Source organism: Rhodococcus sp. ACT016 (genome assembly GCF_050477185.1).
Lineage (GTDB): Bacteria > Actinomycetota > Actinomycetes > Mycobacteriales > Mycobacteriaceae > Prescottella.
Genome location: NZ_JBEAET010000001.1, coordinates 1,240,122 through 1,258,655, shown reverse-complemented (window position 1 = coordinate 1,258,655; position 18,534 = coordinate 1,240,122). Strand labels below are relative to the sequence as shown.

8 protein-coding genes (1 of these 8 cut by a window edge) are annotated in these 18,534 nt (G+C 70.1%); 3 read left to right on the top strand and 5 right to left on the bottom strand.

Going from position 1 to position 18,534, the window contains the following annotated elements; translation table 11 throughout:
- Positions 1-112 precede the first annotated feature (112 nt).
- The 3 genes from ACQ5DX_RS05845 to ACQ5DX_RS05835 all read right to left on the bottom strand — a co-directional run bounded on the left by ACQ5DX_RS05845 (position 113) and on the right by ACQ5DX_RS05835 (position 3,240).
- A complete protein-coding gene (locus tag ACQ5DX_RS05845; protein ID WP_430331727.1) occupies positions 113-1,651 on the bottom strand; it encodes an FAD-binding protein in 1,539 nt (512 codons plus the stop codon).
- An 88-nt stretch (positions 1,652-1,739) separates the two neighbouring features.
- Positions 1,740-2,258, bottom strand: coding sequence for a VOC family protein (locus ACQ5DX_RS05840; protein ID WP_430331726.1), 519 nt, complete (start codon positions 2,256-2,258; stop codon positions 1,740-1,742).
- Between the two features lie 109 nt (positions 2,259-2,367).
- The gene (locus tag ACQ5DX_RS05835) at positions 2,368-3,240 is read right to left on the bottom strand and encodes a uracil-DNA glycosylase (protein ID WP_430335557.1); all 873 of its coding nucleotides are present in this window, start codon (positions 3,238-3,240) and stop codon (positions 2,368-2,370) included.
- Between the two features lie 102 nt (positions 3,241-3,342).
- Here ACQ5DX_RS05835 and ACQ5DX_RS05830 point away from each other — a divergent pair, with 102 nt between their 5' ends.
- The 3 genes from ACQ5DX_RS05830 (at position 3,343) to ACQ5DX_RS05820 (ending at position 6,145) form a co-directional block, all read left to right on the top strand.
- Positions 3,343-4,107, top strand: a complete 765-nt coding sequence (locus ACQ5DX_RS05830) for an SIR2 family NAD-dependent protein deacylase (RefSeq protein ID WP_430331725.1) — start codon at positions 3,343-3,345, stop codon at positions 4,105-4,107.
- 209 nt (positions 4,108-4,316) lie between these two features.
- A complete protein-coding gene (locus tag ACQ5DX_RS05825) occupies positions 4,317-5,219 on the top strand; it encodes a glycosyltransferase (protein ID WP_430331724.1) in 903 nt (300 codons plus the stop codon).
- A gap of 35 nt (positions 5,220-5,254) precedes the next feature.
- Positions 5,255-6,145 (top strand): glycosyltransferase, encoded by an 891-nt coding sequence (locus ACQ5DX_RS05820; protein WP_430331723.1) that lies wholly within the window; start codon positions 5,255-5,257, stop codon positions 6,143-6,145.
- 3 nt (positions 6,146-6,148) lie between these two features.
- Here the strand turns inward: ACQ5DX_RS05820 and ACQ5DX_RS05815 are convergent, their stop codons facing one another.
- Entirely contained in the window at positions 6,149-7,072 is a 924-nt protein-coding gene (locus ACQ5DX_RS05815; RefSeq protein ID WP_430331722.1) for a glycosyltransferase family 2 protein, read from the bottom strand.
- Positions 7,073-7,082: 10 nt separating this feature from the next.
- Positions 7,083-18,534 carry the end of a non-ribosomal peptide synthase/polyketide synthase gene (locus ACQ5DX_RS05810; RefSeq protein WP_430331721.1) on the bottom strand. The gene runs 16,709 nt beyond the window's last position, so only the last 11,452 of its 28,161 coding nucleotides appear in the window; the start codon falls outside the window, past its right edge — the gene reads right to left on this strand; it ends in the stop codon at positions 7,083-7,085.

Genomic DNA, 18,534 nt, shown 5'->3' with positions numbered 1-18,534 from the left:
ACGACGCCGTCGGAGGCAGGTCCTCGGTGGCGGACTGCGCTCCCGGACCGTGATCGACCTGCGCCCCGCTACCCGAGTACGGGCAGCGGGGCGCAGTAGTGCTGGGACCGCGTTACTTGCCGGCCATGTTCATCACCGCGAGGTGGCTGAACAGCATGGAGGTGCCGATCGGGTTGCCACCGCCCGGGTAGACGGTGCCGCTCGGCGCGGCCATCGTGTTGCCGGCCGCGTACAGGCCCGAGATCGCGTCGCCGGACGTGTCGAGGACACGCGCCGAGGTGTCGGTACGCAGACCGCCCTTGGTGCCGAGGTCGGAGATGCCGAACGCGGCCGCGTGGAACGGACCCTGCTCGATCGGGATGAGCGCCGGACCGCCGCCGGTGAACGCGCGGTCGTACGCCTCCTCGCCGCGGCCGAAGTCCTCGTCGACGTCGTTGGCTGCCATCCCGTTGAAGCGGGCGACGGTCGCCACCAGATTCTCGGCGGGAACACCGATCTTCGCGGCCAGTTCTTCCAGCGTGTCGGCGGTGTGCCACAGGCCGGCCTCGACGTACTTCTCGGTCTCGACCATCGAGACGTTCGAGGCGCCCACCGGAGGCCGCTCGCCCGCACGGTCGTCGTAGATCATCCAGTACGGCAGCGTGACCGAACCGTCCTCGATGCCGGCGATGACGTCGCGGCCGAGACGGTCGTACGGCGCGTACTCGTTGGCGAAGCGCTTGCCGTCCTTGTTGACGAAGATGCCACCGGTGAAGCACAGCGCGAACGCCGAGCGTCCGTCCGGGTGCGTCAGACCGGGCGACCACCACGCCTGATCCATCAGGTCGGTGTCGGCGCCCACCGCGATGCCGGCCTGATGTGCCTTGCCGAGGTTGCCCCACGGCCCCATCGTGTCGCGAGCGACGCCGGGAACGCCGTACTTCTGGCGGAGTTCGTCGTTGCCCTCGAAGCCACCCGCGGCCAGCAGGACACCCTTGCGGGCGCGGATCGCGACCTGCTCGCCGTCGCGCTCGACGATCGCGCCGACCACGGCGCCGTCCTCGACGACCAGCTCGACGAGCGGGGTGTTCAGGTTCAGCTTCGCGTTCGGGTAGTTGCCGATCGCCTTGAGGAAGCGGCCGACCAGGGCGCGGCCACCGATCAGCATGTCAGGCAGCTCCGCGCCGAGCCGGTCGAAGTCGAGCGGACCGCGAATCAGCTTGTGCAGGTCACCGACCTCCGAGATCGGCAGCGGGGTCGGGATGGTGTGACGCTGGCCGTCGTTGCGGGCCTTGGGCGCCTTGCCGTAGTAGTCGGGCCACGGGTAGGTAGAGAAGTGGAGGTTCTCGTCCTGCTCGAGGTACTCGACCAGCGGGCCGCCGCCGCGGACGTAGGTGTCCTGCAGCTCGCGCGGGGTCCGGTCACCGACGACCGCGTGGTAATACTCGAGCGCGTCCTCGATCGTGTCGTCGACGCCGGCACGCTGCAGCACCGGGTTGACCGGGAACCAGAAGCCGCCGCCACCGGAATACGCGGTGGTGCCGCCGAACTTGTCGGTCGCCTCGACCAGGATCACGTCGAGGCCCTCGCGAGCCGCGGTGTAGGCGCCGGTGACGCCGCCGGCGCCCGACCCGGCCACCAACACGTCACATTCTTCGTTCCAGTTGACCATCGTTCAGCCTTTCCCGGCCACGCCGGATTGGATTCTCCACCTCGTCGAGGAGGACAGGGGGACTTGATGTCTGGGGGGGTCGCCGTCGTCAGGCGATGGGTCGGACGGGATCGGAACCGTCCCAGGTCCGGGCCTGCGCGATGCCGTACTCGAGCATTGCGCGCATGCCGTCACTCTGGATGTACTCGAAGACGACCCCCGGCTGAGCGGACGAGTGCACGTAGGCGACCCGAGTTCCCGGGCCCTCGGCCACGAACAGCTCCTCGAGCCCCCGGCTTCGAGCGGAGGCGAGTGCTTCGTCGAGGTCGTCGGTGATCCAGGCGATGTGGTGGGGTCCGACGAGGGGTTCGCCCGCGTCGTTCGCGTACGGAGACGGGGTGGACGACGTGATCTGCATGAGCTCGATCTGCAACTGGCCGGTGTAGCCCATCGCGACATCCATGGTCACGACCGTGTCGGCGCCCGCATAGCGCCCTTGCAGGGTGACACCACGGAACAACGTCCACGGCCCGACACCCGCGTGTGTCACCCAGTGGTCGATGGCAGCGTCGAGGTCCTCCACGACATACCCCATCTGAACGGCGGGTTCGGGGACCTCGTGACCCATGCACACCTCCAACGACAGTCGACGTGGTGTGATGGTAGCCACGCCCAGCCGGGGGTCATCAAGCGTTCGTCCCACTGAGAGGACGCCCAATCGGCGAGCCGCCCGGTGGTCAGCGCCCCGAGCCGCCGCAACCCCAGCCGAGCCCTGCCAGGTCCTTGCCGCGGGCGACGACGTCGTCGAGCATCTTCTCGGTGAGCTTGCCGGTGAAGGTGTTCTGCTGGCTCGGGTGGTAGCAGCCGATCACGTTGAGCGGCTTGCCGGCTGCCGTGTGCAGGACCGCGACCTCACCGTGCCCGAACTTCGGCTTGGGGGTGGGCACGGTGCCCCCGGCCCGCCGGACCGCACTGAGCGTGGCGTCCCAGCCGAAGGACCCGAGGGCGATGACGGCCCGCACCCACGGCAGGAGGTCGGCGAGTTCGGCGTCCAGCCAGCCGGCGCAGCAGTCTCGTTCTTCGATACTCGGCTTGTTGTTCGGTGGCGCGCACCGCACGGCCGAGATCATCCGCGCGCCGAACAGCTTCTGCCCGTCCCCGGCGTATTCGGCGGTCGGCTTGTTCGCGATGCCCGCGCGGTGCAGCGACCGGAACAGCCAGTCGCCGGCCTGATCACCGGTGAACATCCGGCCCGTGCGGTTGCCGCCGTTCGCGGCGGGGGCCAACCCCATGATCAGCAGTTTGGGAAGGGTGTCACCGAATCCCACGAGCGGCCGACCCCAGTAGGGCTGATCGGCGAACGAGCGACGCTTGACCTCCGCCGACTGCTCACGCCAGTCGACCAGCCGCGGGCAGGCGCGGCACACGCTGATCCGGGCGTCGAGTTCGGCGAGGTTCACCGCCGCCGCGGCTCCCGCGACGACGTCCTGCGCGGAATGCGCGACGGGTGTCTCCGCGGTCGCCGGATCACCCGGCCACCCGGCACCGGGCGGCACCGGGGAAGCGAACAGCTCACCCGTTCCGGGGTGCGGCAACAGCTCGCCGGTCATCGGATCCGCGCACAGGTTGGCATGGGTCAATTCAACCCGATCGGAGCGCCGCAGCTCGCGTGGGTGCGGCCCGACGCCCGGGTTACGCGCACAATCGACGGCATGGACCAGATCGCAGTCGACCCGGCACTCCTCGAGGCAGCCCGCGCCGCGCGCCGTGTCGTGGTGTTCAGCGGGGCCGGGATGTCCGCGGAGAGCGGGGTGCCGACGTTTCGCGACGCCCAGACCGGCCTGTGGGAACGCTTCGATCCCGCCGAGCTGGCGACCCCACAGGCGTGGGAGACCGACCCGGCCCTGGTGTGGGCGTGGTACCAGTGGCGGACCGGACTGGTCCGACACGTACAGCCGAACGACGGCCACCGGGCACTGGCCGCGTGGGCGCGGCGGGTTCCGATGACGCTCGTCACCCAGAACGTGGACGATCTGCACGAGCGGGCGGGCAGCGAGGTCGCCGCCCACCTGCACGGCAGCCTCTTCACACCGCGGTGCAGCGTCTGCTCCGCCCCGCATCCGTCGGACGGCGGCCTCGACGTCGAGCCCACCGGCCCGGTGGCTCCGCCGGCGTGCGCGCGCTGCGGTGGTGACGTGCGGCCGGGTGCGGTCTGGTTCGGCGAGGCGCTACCGGAGGACGCCTGGACGCGAGCCGCGGACGCCGTCGACGCATGCGACCTGATGGTGGTCGTCGGCACGTCCGCGGTGGTGTATCCGGCCGCAGGGCTACCGCGGCGCGCCGTCGAGTCGGGCGCCACGGTGATCGAGATCAACCCGGAGGCAACCGACCTGAGCCCCCTCGTCCACCATTCGTGGCGCACGACAGCGGCCGTCGGACTGCCCGCTCTCGTCGCAGCTGTCGGGGCGAACCCGTAGCGCGACGGGAGCGGCACACAGCTCCCAGACCTGGACGATCGTTCAGGTGTGCCGAACTGCCTTCCGCGCGAAGTTCCAAGGTCTGCAATACGATTGCGCCGTGCATCCTGGTTCCGAGTCCGCGATCGCAATAGTCGTCGACCACACCGGATCCACCGGCGGGTGCGCCTACGACCACATGACAGGCGACGCGCGACATCGGTACCTCCATGCCTGATCCGATGCGCGGGACGCCCGCGCTGATCTCGGTCGTGATCGCTGCCCGAGACGTCCACGGAATCATCGACGTTCAGCTCAATGCGCTCGCCCAGCAGAACTACGACGGCGCGTTCGAGGTGGTCGTCGCGGACAACGGATCGACCGACGGGCTCGAGAAACACGTGAAGACGCATCCACTGCGGGACCGACTGCAGCTCTCGTGGGTGGACGCGTCGGATACGCGTGGGGTCAGCCACGCCCGCAACGTCGGCGTCGCTGCGTCCACCGGCGATTTCGTCGCATTCTGCGATGCCGACGATCGCGTTCACGCGGACTGGTTGCGCCATCTGTCCTCGGCCGCAGCGCGTTTCGACGCCGTGGCCGGCAGCCTCGACGGGCGTCCGCTGTCGAGCGCACGCGCCGTGGCGTGGCGGCCGCTGTCGGACGTGTCGACCCAACCCACGTCGACGAACGCCCGCCTCCCGTGGGGCGGCGGCGGGAACATGGGGGTCTGGCGCGAGGTGTTCGACCGGGTCGGTGGATGGAACACCGCCTACGTGTACGCCCTCGAGGACATGGAGTTCAGCTGGCGCCTGCAGTTGCGCGGCTACTCGCTGGGCTGGGAGCCGCAGGCTGTGGTGGATTACCGTCTCCGCGACAACCTCCGCTCGCTCTGCCGTCAGTCGTTCGCCTACGGCCGCGGCGAGGCGCAGCTGTACCGCGACCACCGGTCGACGTGCATGTCGGGACGCCCCGTTCCGTATCTCGTCCTGCTGCTCGTCCTGATCGTGATCCGCAATCCCCTGCTGCCCACCACCCTGACGAGACTTCCACGCGGGCAATGGCTCTGGCACGTAAGTGGCCTGGCTGGGCGCGTCGCAGGCAGCCGAGAGTTCGATGTGTTCTACGTTTGAGGCATCGCGGTAGGACCCACCGAGGAGGAGAACACGTGCAGGCACGCTCACCCGAACTGGTGTCGGTCGTCATTCCGGCCTACAACGTCGCACACCTGATCGACGTCCAGCTCACCGCGCTCGCCGCACAGGACTACCCGGATCCCTTCGAGGTCGTGGTGAGCGACAACGGTTCCACGGACGCCCTGCGGGACCATCTTGCCGATCACCCGCTGGCCGAGCGGCTGCGACTTCGCTACGTCGACGCGTCCGGCACCCGGGGACCGTCCCACGCCCGCAACCTCGGCACCGCTGCGGCCGAGGGAGACTTCATCGCCTACTGCGATGCCGACGACCAGGCCCATCCGCAGTGGCTGCGCGAACTCGTCGATCGAGCGGCCGACTTCGACGCGGTGAGCGGCCCGGTGGAGACCGCCACCCTCAACTCGGCCGAGGCGGCCTCGTGGACACCGGTCAATCCACCGGACCGGCGAACCGAGCTGCCCGGGTTGTTCCCCGTGGCCGGGAGCTGCAACCTGGGAATGTGGCGTTCGACGGCCGACGCGGTCGGCCCGTGGGACACGAAGTACGTGCGCGGATCTCAGGACGTGGACTACTGCCTGCGAATCCAACTGGCCGGATTCACCTTCGGACACGCATCGAAGGCGATGATGGCCTACCGGGTGCAGTCGTCGTACCGGGGACTGTGGAGTCAGCAGTACGCGTGGGCCCAGTCCGATGTCGGCATCTACGTGCAGTACCGCGACCGCGGTCACCGCCGACGCAGCCCTGTCCTCGCCGTCGCCATGCCGATCCTGCTCCTGTTGCGGAACCCACTTCTCCCCCAGAGCATCACGAAGCTGCCGACCGGGGCATGGGTCGGCTACCTGGCCGGGTTCGCCGGCCGCATCCGCGGCAGCATCCGGCACCGGACGCTCTACGTGTGATGACTACAGGTACAGGTGGCGCTGCTCGACGCTGCCCCGGATCCGGCCCGTGACGGCCCCGGCCACCCAGTACCACTGGCCCCGGCGCCCGACCGGCCAGTTCCACGGAAGCGCCGGCAGCCGAAACAGCAGCAAGCCGAGGTAGCCGAAGAGGATCAACGGATTGGCGCCGCGGGCACCCTGGGCCGCATACTGCTTCGCCAGCCGCGCCTCCGCCATGTTGTACTCGACCGCCTGGTCGAACATCTCGCGACGTGTGGTCCGATACCGGTACGCGACAAGGGCTTCCGGGTTGTAACCGAGGTCGTACCCGCGCAACTGGGCGCGCCAGCAGAAGTCGACGTCGCCACCGGCGGTGGGATAGGTGTCGTCCCAGCCTCCGATCTCGTCGAACACCGAACGCCAGATGCCCAGGTTGCACCCGAACGTGCTCGGCAGGAAGTGGGCCATGAGCGGCAGCTTCTCGGGCGGCGGGAGCGCCCGCCACTGCGCGACCACCGGGTCGTTGAGGGTGTCGCGCTCGAGCAGACCGCCGACGATGCCGTAGTCCTTCGCAGTGACGGTCATCGCGGTCAGCCATCCCGGGTAGACGGCGTCGTCCTGGTCGCAGTAGGCGACGAACTCGTTGCAGGTGGCCCGCGTGCCGATGTTGCGCGCGTGCGACGTCCCGGCGACGGCACTCGAGTCCACCCACCGCAGCCCCAGACGCTCCCGCAGCGGGTGGTGCTCGAGGTGGTGGCGCAGCTCGGCGCTACCCTGGTTGTCGCTCACCACCACCTCGAACTCGCCGTCGTAGTCCTGACGCGCGAGGGCCTCGAGTTGGACGTCGATATCCGGGATCGCGTTGTGGGCGGCGATGACCACCGAGATCCCCGTCGGGGTTCCGAACGTCCGTCGCGCCGCCCGCAGGCTCTCCCGTTCCGCCACCTAGACTCCCCTACTCGTCGAGCCTCCCGATCGGCGCGGAGGCATCTGCAGACATAGCGCGCAGCACCGCTACGAACCGTCGCACGAAGCCTTGGGCGGTCGGCTCGTCGAACAGCGCCGTCTGGTACAGCAAACCACCGGTGACGCCGGTCGGCACGCCGAGCGAGTCGTAGTGGTCGTTCAGACTGAACTCGAGTTCGTGCTTCGCGACCGTCGTCGGCACCGGGTGCGGTTCGATCGCCAGTCCCGGGAACTCGGCCGCCATCCCATCGGCGGCCCGCTGCAGGATCAGCGTCACCTGGAACAACGGATTCCAGGGCACCCCTGGATCGAGCCCGAGCGCCCGCTCGAGGCGCGGATTCGACACGTCCGGATGCGCGTACGCACCCAGTGCCGCCGATCGGACGGCCGCGACCAGGTCGGCGACCGTGTCAGCGTCATCCACGACCACACGCATCAGCACGTCGTCCGAGAAGTTGCCGACCATGTCGTCGAGCTCGGGCTCACCGCGGCCCGCGATCGACGTGGCGACCGTGACGTCCTTGTCGTCCGCGAACCGGCTGACGCACAGGGCGAACGCAGCCTGCAACACCATGAACAGGCTTGCGCCGCATTCGCGGGCCAGCGAGACGAGCGCCGCGTGGGTGTCCGCGTCGAGGTGCACCGGCACGGCCGCACCGGCCGTCGGGCGCACCGCGGGGCGGGGCCGATCGGTCGGGAAGTCCAGCATCTCGGGCCGCGCGGCGAGCGCACGGGTCCAGTAGTCCATCTGGCGGTGTGCCTCGCTCGCCGGATCGTCGAACTCGCCCAGCAGCATGTGCTTCCACACCGCGTAGTCCGCGTACTGCACCGGCAGCGGTTCCCACTGCGGTTCGACGCCCATCGCCCGCGCCGCGTAGGCGACCACGACGTCCCGGGCGAGCGGGCCGACGCTGAACCCGTCCGCCGAGATGTGGTGCACCACAACCGCCAGCACGTAATCGTCCGGCCCGACCCGGAACAGCCGCATCCGCATCGGTAACTGGGTGGTGACATCGAAGTCGCCCCACAGGAAGGTGTTCAGCGCGGAATCGAGGTCATGCGGAGCGGCCTCGACGACGTCCACCTCCGGAACCGCGTCCTCCGAGGGCACCACCACCTGGACGGGGCCGTCTGTGGTGTCCGGGTAGAGGGTCCGCAGCGATTCGTGCCGCGCGACGACATCGCCGGCCGCGGCCTGGAGCACCGCGGGGTCGATCGCCCCGCGCAGCCGCAGCGCAAACGGGATGTTCCACTCGCCGCCGCGGGTGCGCTGGTTGTCGGTCCAGATCCGTTCCTGGGCCGGCGCCAACGGGATCCGCGCCGGACGCTCCGACGCCGTCAGCCGCGGCCGGTCGAGCCCGGCCTGCGCGTCCACCCGCGACGCCAAGTCCGCCACAGTGGGCACTTCGAAGAACTCGCGGACCGTCAGCGCGGTCCCGAACGCCTCGTTGATCCGTGCCGTCGCGCGGGTCGCCGACAACGAGTTGCCGCCGACTTCGAAGAAGCTGTCGTCGGCGCCCACCCGGGCGCCACCGGTGAGGTCCGCGAAAATGCCCGCGACGATCTCCTCGGTGGCGGTGGCGGGCTCGCGGAAACCGCTGCTGCCGATGAACTCCGGCACCGGCAGTGCCCGTCGATCGAGCTTGCCGGTGACGCCGAGCGGCAGCTCGTCCAGCAAGACGACGGTGGACGGCACCATGTATCGCGGCACCCGCTCGGCCACGAACGCGAGCAGCCCAGCGACGTCGGGCGAGGCGCCGGGCCGCGGCACCGCGTAGCCGACGAGGTGCTCGGCACCGCCGGGCGCACGCTGCACCGTCACCACCGAACGATCGACGTCGGGGTGCGCCGCCAGTGCCGTCTCGATCTCGCCGAGCTCGATCCGGAACCCGCGGAGCTTCACCTGGAAGTCGGTGCGGCCCAGGTAATCCAGGACGCCGCCCGACCCGCGCGACACCCAGCGGACCAGGTCGCCGGTGCGGTACATGCGCGCACCGGGTTCGCCGAACGGGTCGGCGACGAACCGGTCGGACGTCATATCGGCGCGTCCGACGTATCCGCGGGCGAGCTGGACACCCGCGAGGTACAGCTCTCCGGGCACCCCGATCGGCACCGGCTGCAGCCGCGCGTCGAGCACGTACACCCGGGTGTTCCACTCCGGCACACCGATGGGCACGGACGGGCCGTCGTCGGGCCCGCACTCGTGATGGGTGACGCTCACGGCGGCCTCGGTCGGCCCGTACAGGTTGAACACCGGGGCATCGCTCACCTCGCCGAACCTGCGAACCACGTCGGCGGGCAGGGCCTCGCCGATGCAGATCACCCGGCGCAGCGCGTCGAGCGGCTCGTCACCCACCGAGGCCAGGAAGGCCGTGAGCAGCGACGGCACGAAGTGCACCGTGGTGACCCGGTGCTCGCGGATCAACCGGGCCAGGTACGCCGGGTCCTGCTCGCCGCCTACCTTCGCCACCACCAGCCGGGCGCCGGCGGTGAGTGCCCACCAGAACTCCCACACCGACAGATCGAACGTCGCCGCCGTCCGGAGCAGCACCGCGTCGGTGCCGTCGAGCCCGAACTGTGCCTGCTTCCAGAGCAGTTGGTTGACGATCGCCGCGTGCGGCACCGCGACACCCTTGGGCCGGCCCGTCGATCCGGACGTGTAGATGACGTACGCGGTGTTCTCCGCACGCAGTGGCGCAAGCCGTTCCGCGTCGGTGATCGGGTCGGACCGGTGCCCGCCGAGGTCGACGGTGTCGACGTCCAGCCGCTGGGCGGTCGCTGGAACGGGGACCGATTCCCCGCTCGTGGTGAGAACGACCGCGGGAGCGGCCGATTCGAGTACGTACTCGATCCGCTCGGCGGGATGGTCCGGGTCGATCGGGACGTACGTGCCACCGGACTTGGTGACCGCGTACATCGCGACCAGCAGCTCGAGCGACCGTCGGATCGCAAGGGCGACGCGGGTCTCGGCTCCCACTCCACGCGAGATCAGCTCCCGGGCGAGACGATTCGCGAGACCGTCGAACTCGGCGTACGTGAGTTCGCGGTCCTCGACGACCACCGCCACCGCGTCCGGCGTGGCACGCACCCGCTCCGCGAACAGGTCGGAGAGCGTCACCGCCGGCACCGCGTGCCGGGTGGCGTTCCAGTCGACCAGCACCGCGCGTCGCTCCGCCTCGCCCTGCAGGTCGATGTCCCCGACCACCGCACGGCGGTCGGCGACGACGGCGCGCAGCAGGCGTTCGAACCGGTGCCCGAAACGGGCGACGGTCGATTCGTCGAACAGGTCCGCGGCGTAGGTGAACGACGCGGCGATGTCGGCCGGTTCGCCGTCGTCGCCGCGGTGGTCGACGAGCGTGAGGTGCAGATCGAACTTGGCGGGCTCGAATCCCGGGTCGACGACGTCGACGTCGAAACCAGGCAGCTCGAACCGGGTGCGGCCGAGATTCTGGAACGACAGCGCCACCTGGAACAGCGGATGTCGAGCGGTGGAGCGTTCCGGGTCGAGCACCTCGACGATCCGCTCGAACGGCACGTCCGCGTGGGCGAACGCCGCCAGGTCGGTGCTGCGCACGCGGTCCAGCAGGTCCGCGAACGTGGCGTCCCCGCGCACGTCCGTCCGCAGTGCGAGGGTGTTGACGAACATGCCGACCACATCGTCGAGCGCCTGCTCGCCGCGCCCGGCGATCGGGGTGCCGATCGTGATGTCCGAGGTACCGCTGAGCCGGCTCAACAGGGCCGCGAACGCGGCGTGCACGACCATGAACAGCGTCGTACCCTGCCGACGGGCGAGACCGAGCAGCGCGCGGTGCAGCGACGCGTCGAGCGTGAAGGCGTGCGTCTGCCCGCGGTACGACTGCACGGCCGGACGCGGATGGTCGGTCGGCAGATCCAGCTGGTCCGGCAGGTCCGCGAGGGTGTCCGACCAATAGGTGATCTGGCGGGAGGCGACGGACTCGCGGTCCTCCTCGTCACCGAGGACGGCCCGCTGCCACACGCTGTAGTCGGCGTACTGCACCGGCAGCGGCGCCCACGACGGATCGAGGCCCTGACGGAACGCCGAGTAGGCGACCATCACGTCCCGCGCCAGCGGAGCCACCGAGAATCCGTCGGCGGAGATGTGGTGCACGACGAGCACGAGCACGTGATCGTCGGGTCCGACCCGCAGCAGCGCGACCCGCAGCGGCGCCTCGGTGGTGACATCGAATCCGGCGCTCGCGAGCCCGACCACGGTGGGCAGGATCTCGCCCTCGTCGACCGTCACCGGGGCCAGTGCCGGAAGCGCCTGGGCGGCAGTAACGATCACCTGGTGCGGTCCGTCCGGCAAATCGGGGTAGACCGTGCGCAGCGCCTCGTGCCGCTCGACGGTCGCGGCGATCGCGGCATGCATCGCGGCGACGTCGAGGGCTCCGGACAGCCGCAGGGCAATCGGGAGGTTCTCGGCCCCCGACGTCGGATCGAACCGGTTCAGGAACCACATCCGCTGCTGGGCGAGCGAGAGCGGAATCAGCTCCGGTCGCGCGAGCGTGCCCAGTTCCGGACCGGTTGCGCTACGCGCCGACTCGGCCCGTGCGGCCAGCGCCGCAGCCGTGGGGTACTCGAACAGCTCACGGATGCCGAGCGCGGTCCCGAGCACCGCGTTGACGCGAGCGATGAGCCGGGTCGCCAGCAACGAGTTGCCGCCCAGGTCGAAGAAGCTGTCGTCCACCGATACTCGCTCCAGCCCGAGCAGCTCGGCGAACACGTCGACGACCTTCTCCTCCACCGGATTCGAGGCAGCCCGGAACTCGCGGGTCGAGACGAAGTCGGGCACCGGCAGCGCCCGTCGATCGAGCTTGCCGCCCGCCGTCACCGGGAGCCGGTCCAGCACCACGATCTGCGTCGGCACCATGTAGGCCGGCAGCGAGGAAGCGATCCGCTCACGCAGGTCGTCCGGATCGAGGGATGTCCCCCGCTCGGGAACCACGTAGCCGACGAGATGGTCGCCGGTGCGAGTGTCGCTGTGCAGCACCACCACCGATTGCGCGACGTCGGGGCAGCCGACGAGCGCGGCCTCGATCTCGCCGAGTTCGATGCGCAGGCCGCGCAGCTGCACCTGCGAATCGACGCGGCCGACGAAGTCGAGCAGGCCGTCGCGGGTGCGCCGGACGAGATCGCCGGTGCGGTAGAGGCGCTCGCCGCCGGGCCCGGCGACGAACCGCGACGCGGTCAGCCCCGCCCGTCGGTGGTAGCCGCGGGCGACACCCGGACCGGACAGGTACAGCTCACCGATCACCCCGACGGGCACCGGGCGCAGACGCGAGTCGAGGATCGTGGCCCGGGCACCGGCAATCGGGGTGCCGATCGTGATCCGTTCGCCGACCGACAGCGGCTCGGTCATCGTGATGATGATCGTCGTCTCGGTGGGGCCGTAGCTGTTGAAGAACCGGCGGCCGGGCGCGAACCGCTCGACCAACTCCGGGGGGCACACGTCGCCGCCGACCATCACCATCTCGAGCGAGTCGAGGCCGTCGGTGTCGACGGTGCCCAGCGCGGCCGGGGCCGTGAGGATGTGGGTGACCCGCTGCTCGCGGATCACCTCGCCGAGCTCGTGCCCGCCGATCACCGCCGGCGGCACCACCACGAGGGTGGCACCGACACTGAAACCGGCCAACATCTCGAACACCGACGCGTCGAAGCTCGACGACGAGAACCGCAGCACCCGCGAGTGTCGCGACAGCGCCAGCTCCGCCCGGGCGTCGGCACAGAACGACACCAGGCCGGTGTGCTCGACGACCACGCCCTTGGGCAGACCGGTGGAGCCGGACGTGTAGATCATGTACGCGGCGTTGGTGAGGACGATCGGCCCGCCGCGCTCGTGATCGGTGACGGCGGCGTCCGACCGCTGGGCGCAGTCGCGTTCCAGCTCGTCGGAATCGAGTACCAGCCACCGCGTCGACGTCGGCAGTCGGTCGACGACGGTCGCTGTCGTGAGCCCCACGCCGGCACCCGAGTCCGTGAGCATGTGCCGGATGCGGTCTGCCGGGTGCGCCGGGTCGACCGGGACGAATGCGGCACCGGTCTTGACGACCGCCCACATGGCGACGATCGAATCGACCGAGCGGGGGAACGACAATGCGACGAACTGCTCCCGGCCGACACCCCGCCCGAAGAGCACCCGGGCCAGCCGGTTCGACCGCGCGTCGAGCTCGGCGTAGGTGAGAGCCAGGCCATCGCCGTGGATCGCCACCGCCTCGGGCGCGGATGCCGCACCGGCAGTGAGGATCTCCGCCATCGTTCGCGGGGCGACGGTCAGCGGCACCGGGGCCGCGGAGACGAGAGCCCGGTCGTGGTCGTCGAGCAGGTCGATGTCCCCGACCGGCACGGACGGATCGGCGGCGACCTGAGCGAGCGCACGCACCAGCTTGTCGGCGATACCGGCTGCGGTCTCGGGGTCGAACAGATCCGACGCGTAACTGAGCGACCCGAGAAGTCCCGCGGACGCCGAAGCGCGGAGCGTGAACTCGAGGTCGAACTTCGCGACGTCAGCACCGGGATCGACGACGGTTGCCGTCACGCCGGGAAGCTCGAGGACCGCCTCGCCGTGATTCTGGACCGACAGTGCCACTTGGAACAGCGGTGAATATGCCTGCGATCGAGGCGGATCCACCACTTCGACGACGCGTTCGAACGGAACATCGGACTGGGCGAACGCCGCCAGATCGACCGACCGCGCACGACGCAGCAACCGGTCCCACGGCTCGGCCGGATCGACCTCGGTACGCAGCACGAGCGTATTGACGAACATGCCCACGAGGTCGTCGAGAGCACGCTCGCCGCGCCCCGCGATCGGGGTGCCCACCGACACGTCGGTGGTGGCGCCGAGCCGGCCGAGCACGGCCGCCAGTCCCGCGTGCAGCACCATGAACAACGTCGACGTGTGCTCCGCGGCGATCTCTTCGAGACGCCGGGCGACGTCGGGCCCGATCGTGAAGTCGACGCGCGCCGCGCGATACGACGCGACCGGAGGCCTCGGACGGTCCAGCGGCAACTCCAGCACCGCTGGGGCGCCGTCGAGCTGCTCCTTCCAGTAACCGAGCTGCTGTGCCGCGAGCGAGCGCGGATCGGCCTCGTCGCCGAGGACCCTCCGCTGCCACAGCGCGAAGTCCGCGTACTGGACGGCCAGCGGCGTCCAGTCGGGTTCCTCGCCGCGAGCCCGCTGGGTGTATGCGGTCATCACGTCCCGCGCGAGCGGAAGTGTGGACACACCGTCGGCGCTGATGTGATGCACGACGAGGACGAGCACGACGTCGTCGGCGGCGACCTGGAGCAGTCGGCCACGCACCGGGACGGCCGCAGTGACGTCGAACCCGCCTGCGACCACGTCGACGATCGCGGCCTGCAACGCGGCCTCGCCGGACACAGTCACCGGATCCAGGTCGAGCGCGACCTGCTCGGCGGGCACGATCACCTGGTGCGGCCCGTCCTCCGACTGCGGGAACAGCGTGCGCAACGACTCGTGCCGAACGAGCACGTCGCGGATCGCGGCCTGCAGCGCCGACACGTCGAGCGCACCGGTGAGCCGCACCACCAGCGGGATGTTGTAGGCCGGTGACGCGGGATCGAACTGGTTGAGGAACCACATCCGCTGCTGCGCGAGCGACAGCGGTAGCTGCGGTGGGCGCGGACCTGCGGTCAGCGCGGGACGGTCGTCCTCACGCTGGGCCCGATCCACGCGAGCCGACAGTGCGGCCACGGTGGACCCGTCGAACAGTTCCTTGACACCGATCCTGGTGCGGCGCAACTCGTTCACCCGTGCCACGACGCGCGTCGCACTGAGCGAGTTGCCGCCGAGGTCGAAGAAATCGTCCTCCGCCCCGACCCCGACGATCCCGAGAACGTCGGCGAAGACGTCCGCGACGATCGCCTCGGTCTGTGTGCGCGGCTGTACGAACTCCCGCGTCGGGAACACCGGTTCGGGCAGTGCGCGCGTGTCGACCTTCCCCGCCGGGGTGAGCGGGAGGGCGTCGACGACGGTGACGACCGACGGCACCATGTATTCGGGGAGCCGTCCGCGCGCGTGGACGACGATGTCCCGAGGGTCGACGGGTTGCCCGCCGGCCGGCACGACGTACGAGACCAGCGCATCGGCACCGCCGCTGCGATGCCCGACGGTGACGGCCACTTCGACGGCGGGATGCGACGCCAGGACCGCGTCCACCTCCCGCAACTCGATGCGATGACCGCGCACCTTCACCTGGAAGTCGGTGCGGCCCAGATACTCGAACTCACCCGTCGCCGTCCGGCGCACCAGGTCGCCCGTGCGGTACATGCGGGAACCGTCGGATGCATAGGGGTCCGCCACGAACCGCTCCGCAGTCAGCGCCGACCGCCGGTGGTAGCCGCGGGCGAGGCCCTGGCCGGTCACGTACAGTTCGCCGGCGACCCCGACCGGGACCGGGTGCAGACGGCGGTCGAGGACTCGCGCTGCCGTGCCCAGCACCGGCGCTCCGATCAGCACGGTCTCGTCGGGAATCATGGGTCCGTAGTGAGTGGCCATGATGGTCGACTCGGTCGGCCCGTAAGCGTTGAACATCGCGCGGCCCGGCGCCCAGCGACGCACCAACGCGTCGTCGCAGGCGTCGCCGCCGACGACCACGACACGCAGGTCGTCGAGCCCCGCGGGGTCGACCGTCGCCAGCGCACCGGGTGTCACGAACGCATGCGTCACCCGCTCGTCCCGGAGAACCGCGGCCAGTTCCTCACCGCCGAACACTCCCACCGGGACCACGACCGCGGTCGCCGCTCCCCCGAACGCCATGAGCAGCTCGAGAATCGAGGCGTCGAAGCTGGGCGACGCGAAATGCAGCGTGCGCGAAATCGAATCGACACCGTAGCGGGTCTGCTGTTCGGCGACGAACGCCGCGAGTCCCGCGTGCGTGACCACCACGCCCTTGGGCACACCGGTGGAGCCGGACGTGTAGATCATGTACGCCGGGTTCTCCGGACGCAGCGGCCGAACCCGCTCGGCGTCGGCAATCGGGGCGCCGGAGGCGGGCAGATGGTCGTGGTCGAGGACGGTCCACGTCACCGTGTCGGGCAACGCGTCCAGGTCATCCTTGACGGTGATACCCACGCGGACACCGGAATCGGTGAGCATGTGGGCGATGCGCTCGGCCGGGTAGGTCGGGTCGACCGGCAGGAAAGCGGCACCGGTCTTGGCCACCGCCCACACCGCGCACACCGACTCGATCGAACGCGCCAGGGCGAGCGCGACGAACGACTCGGGTCCGACACCCTGACCGATCAGCATCCGCGCCAGCCGGTTCGAGCGGTCGTCGAGTTCGCCGTACGTCAGCGTCCGGTCGCCGTGAATCAGGACGACCGCGGCGCGGTCGACGACCGCGTCCGCGAGCAGGTCCGGCAGCAACCGCACCGGCACCGGGTCCGTCGGGTCGGACAGCTGCACCGCCCGCTCGCCGGCGTCGAGGAGGTCGATGTCACCGACCGGGACGCCCGGGTCCGCGACCGCGGCACCGAGCAGCCGCACGAACCGGTCCGCGAAGCCCTGCACGGTCTCCGCGTCGAACAGATCGCACGCATACGTGAACGCAACCCACGCACCCGCGCTGCGGTGTTCGTCGTGCCATTCGACGACGTCGACCTGCAGATCGAACTTCGCGATTCCGAAATCGAGTTCCTCCGAGGAGATCTCGACGCCGGCGAGCGAGATGGACTGCGGCTTGGCGGCCTGGTACGCGAGCACCACCTGGAACAGGGGGTGATGCGCGGTCGACCGCGCGGGGCTGATCACCTCGACCAGCTGCTCGAACGGGACGTCCGCGTGCGCGTACGCTGCGAGATCGGTGCCGCGGACCTCGCCCACCAACTCGCTGAACGACGTCGACATGTCGATCTCGGTGCGCAGCACCAGAGTGTTGACGAACATGCCCACGACGTCGTCCAGCTGCCGCTCGCCGCGACCGGCCACCGGGGTGCCGATCGACACGTCGTCGGTGCCGCTCAGCCGCGCGAGCAGCACGGCGAGCGCCGCATGCAGGACCATGAACGGCGTCGCGTTGGCGCGACGGGCGAGGCCACACACCGCGTCGTAGACGTCCGCACTGATCGAGGTGTCGACCCTGGCTCCCGCGTGGGTAGGAGCCGCGGGGCGGATACGGTCGGCGGGCAGTTCGAGCACCTCCGGCGCCCCCGCCAACTCGGCGGACCAGAAGGCGATCTGCCGGGCCGCCGGCGACTGCGGGTCGTCCTCGGCGCCCAGCACCTCACGCTTCCACAGTGCGTAGTCGGCGTACTGCACGGGCAGCGGCGACCACGTCGGCGTCTCGCCCTGGGCCCGCGCCGAATACGCCCGCACCAGATCGGCAGCGAGCACGTCGATCGACCAACCGTCGATGCTGATGTGGTGTACCACCACGACCAGAACATGGCTGTCCGGGCGCTCCCGCAGCAGCGTCACCTCGATCGGGATCTCCGCGGTGATGTCGAATCCGGCGGACACGGCCGCGCGGATGCGGTCGGCGAGGTCCGATCCGACGGCCTCCCCGACACCCAGCTCGTCGAGCGCCAACTCGTCGAGCGCCTCACCGGTCGACAGTATCCGCTGGTGCGGACCGTCCGCCGAGTCCGGGTACACCGTGCGCAGCGACTCGTGTCGCTCGATGATGTCGGCGACCGCCGCAGCGAGTGCCTCGCAGTCGAGAGCCCCGGTCATCCGCAGGGCCACCGGCACGTTGTACGCCGGGGATCGCGGATCGAAGCGATTGAGGAACCACATGCGAGACTGGGCCGGGGACAACGGAATACGCGCGGGGCGCGACGTCGCTTCCAGAGCCGCGACGGCACCGCCCGCCAGGGACGCCTCGACCGCGGCCGCGAGCCCCGCGACCGTGGGTGCGTCGAACAACTCGCGCACGCCGAGTTGCACACCGAACTCGGCGTTCACTCGCGCCAGCAGCCGCGTCGCCACCAGCGAGTTGCCGCCGAGGTCGAAGAAGTTGTCGGAGACGCCGATCGAGGTCTCGTTCCCGAGGACCTCCCCGAACACCGTGGCAAGCGCAAATTCGGTGGGGGTCCGGGGCGCGATGTACTCGGCGGTGCTCGCGAACTCGGGCGCGGGCAGTGCGCGGCGATCGAGCTTGCCGTTCGCCGTCACCGGCAGCGTCTCGAGCACGACAAGCGCGGACGGCACCATGTATCGGGGCAGCAGCGCTCCAGCGGCGTCCAGCAGCTCGGCGTCATGCAATTCGGAACCGGCCTGCGGCACGACGTAGCCCGCCAGGTACTCCCCCGCGACCTCGTGAACGAGCAGCACCACCACGGCCTGCGCGACACCGGGTTGCGCGAGCAGCGCCGCCTCGATCTCCCCGAGCTCGATCCGCTGTCCGCGCAGCTTCACCTGGAAATCGCTGCGGCCGATGTACTCGAGTTCCCCGGCCACG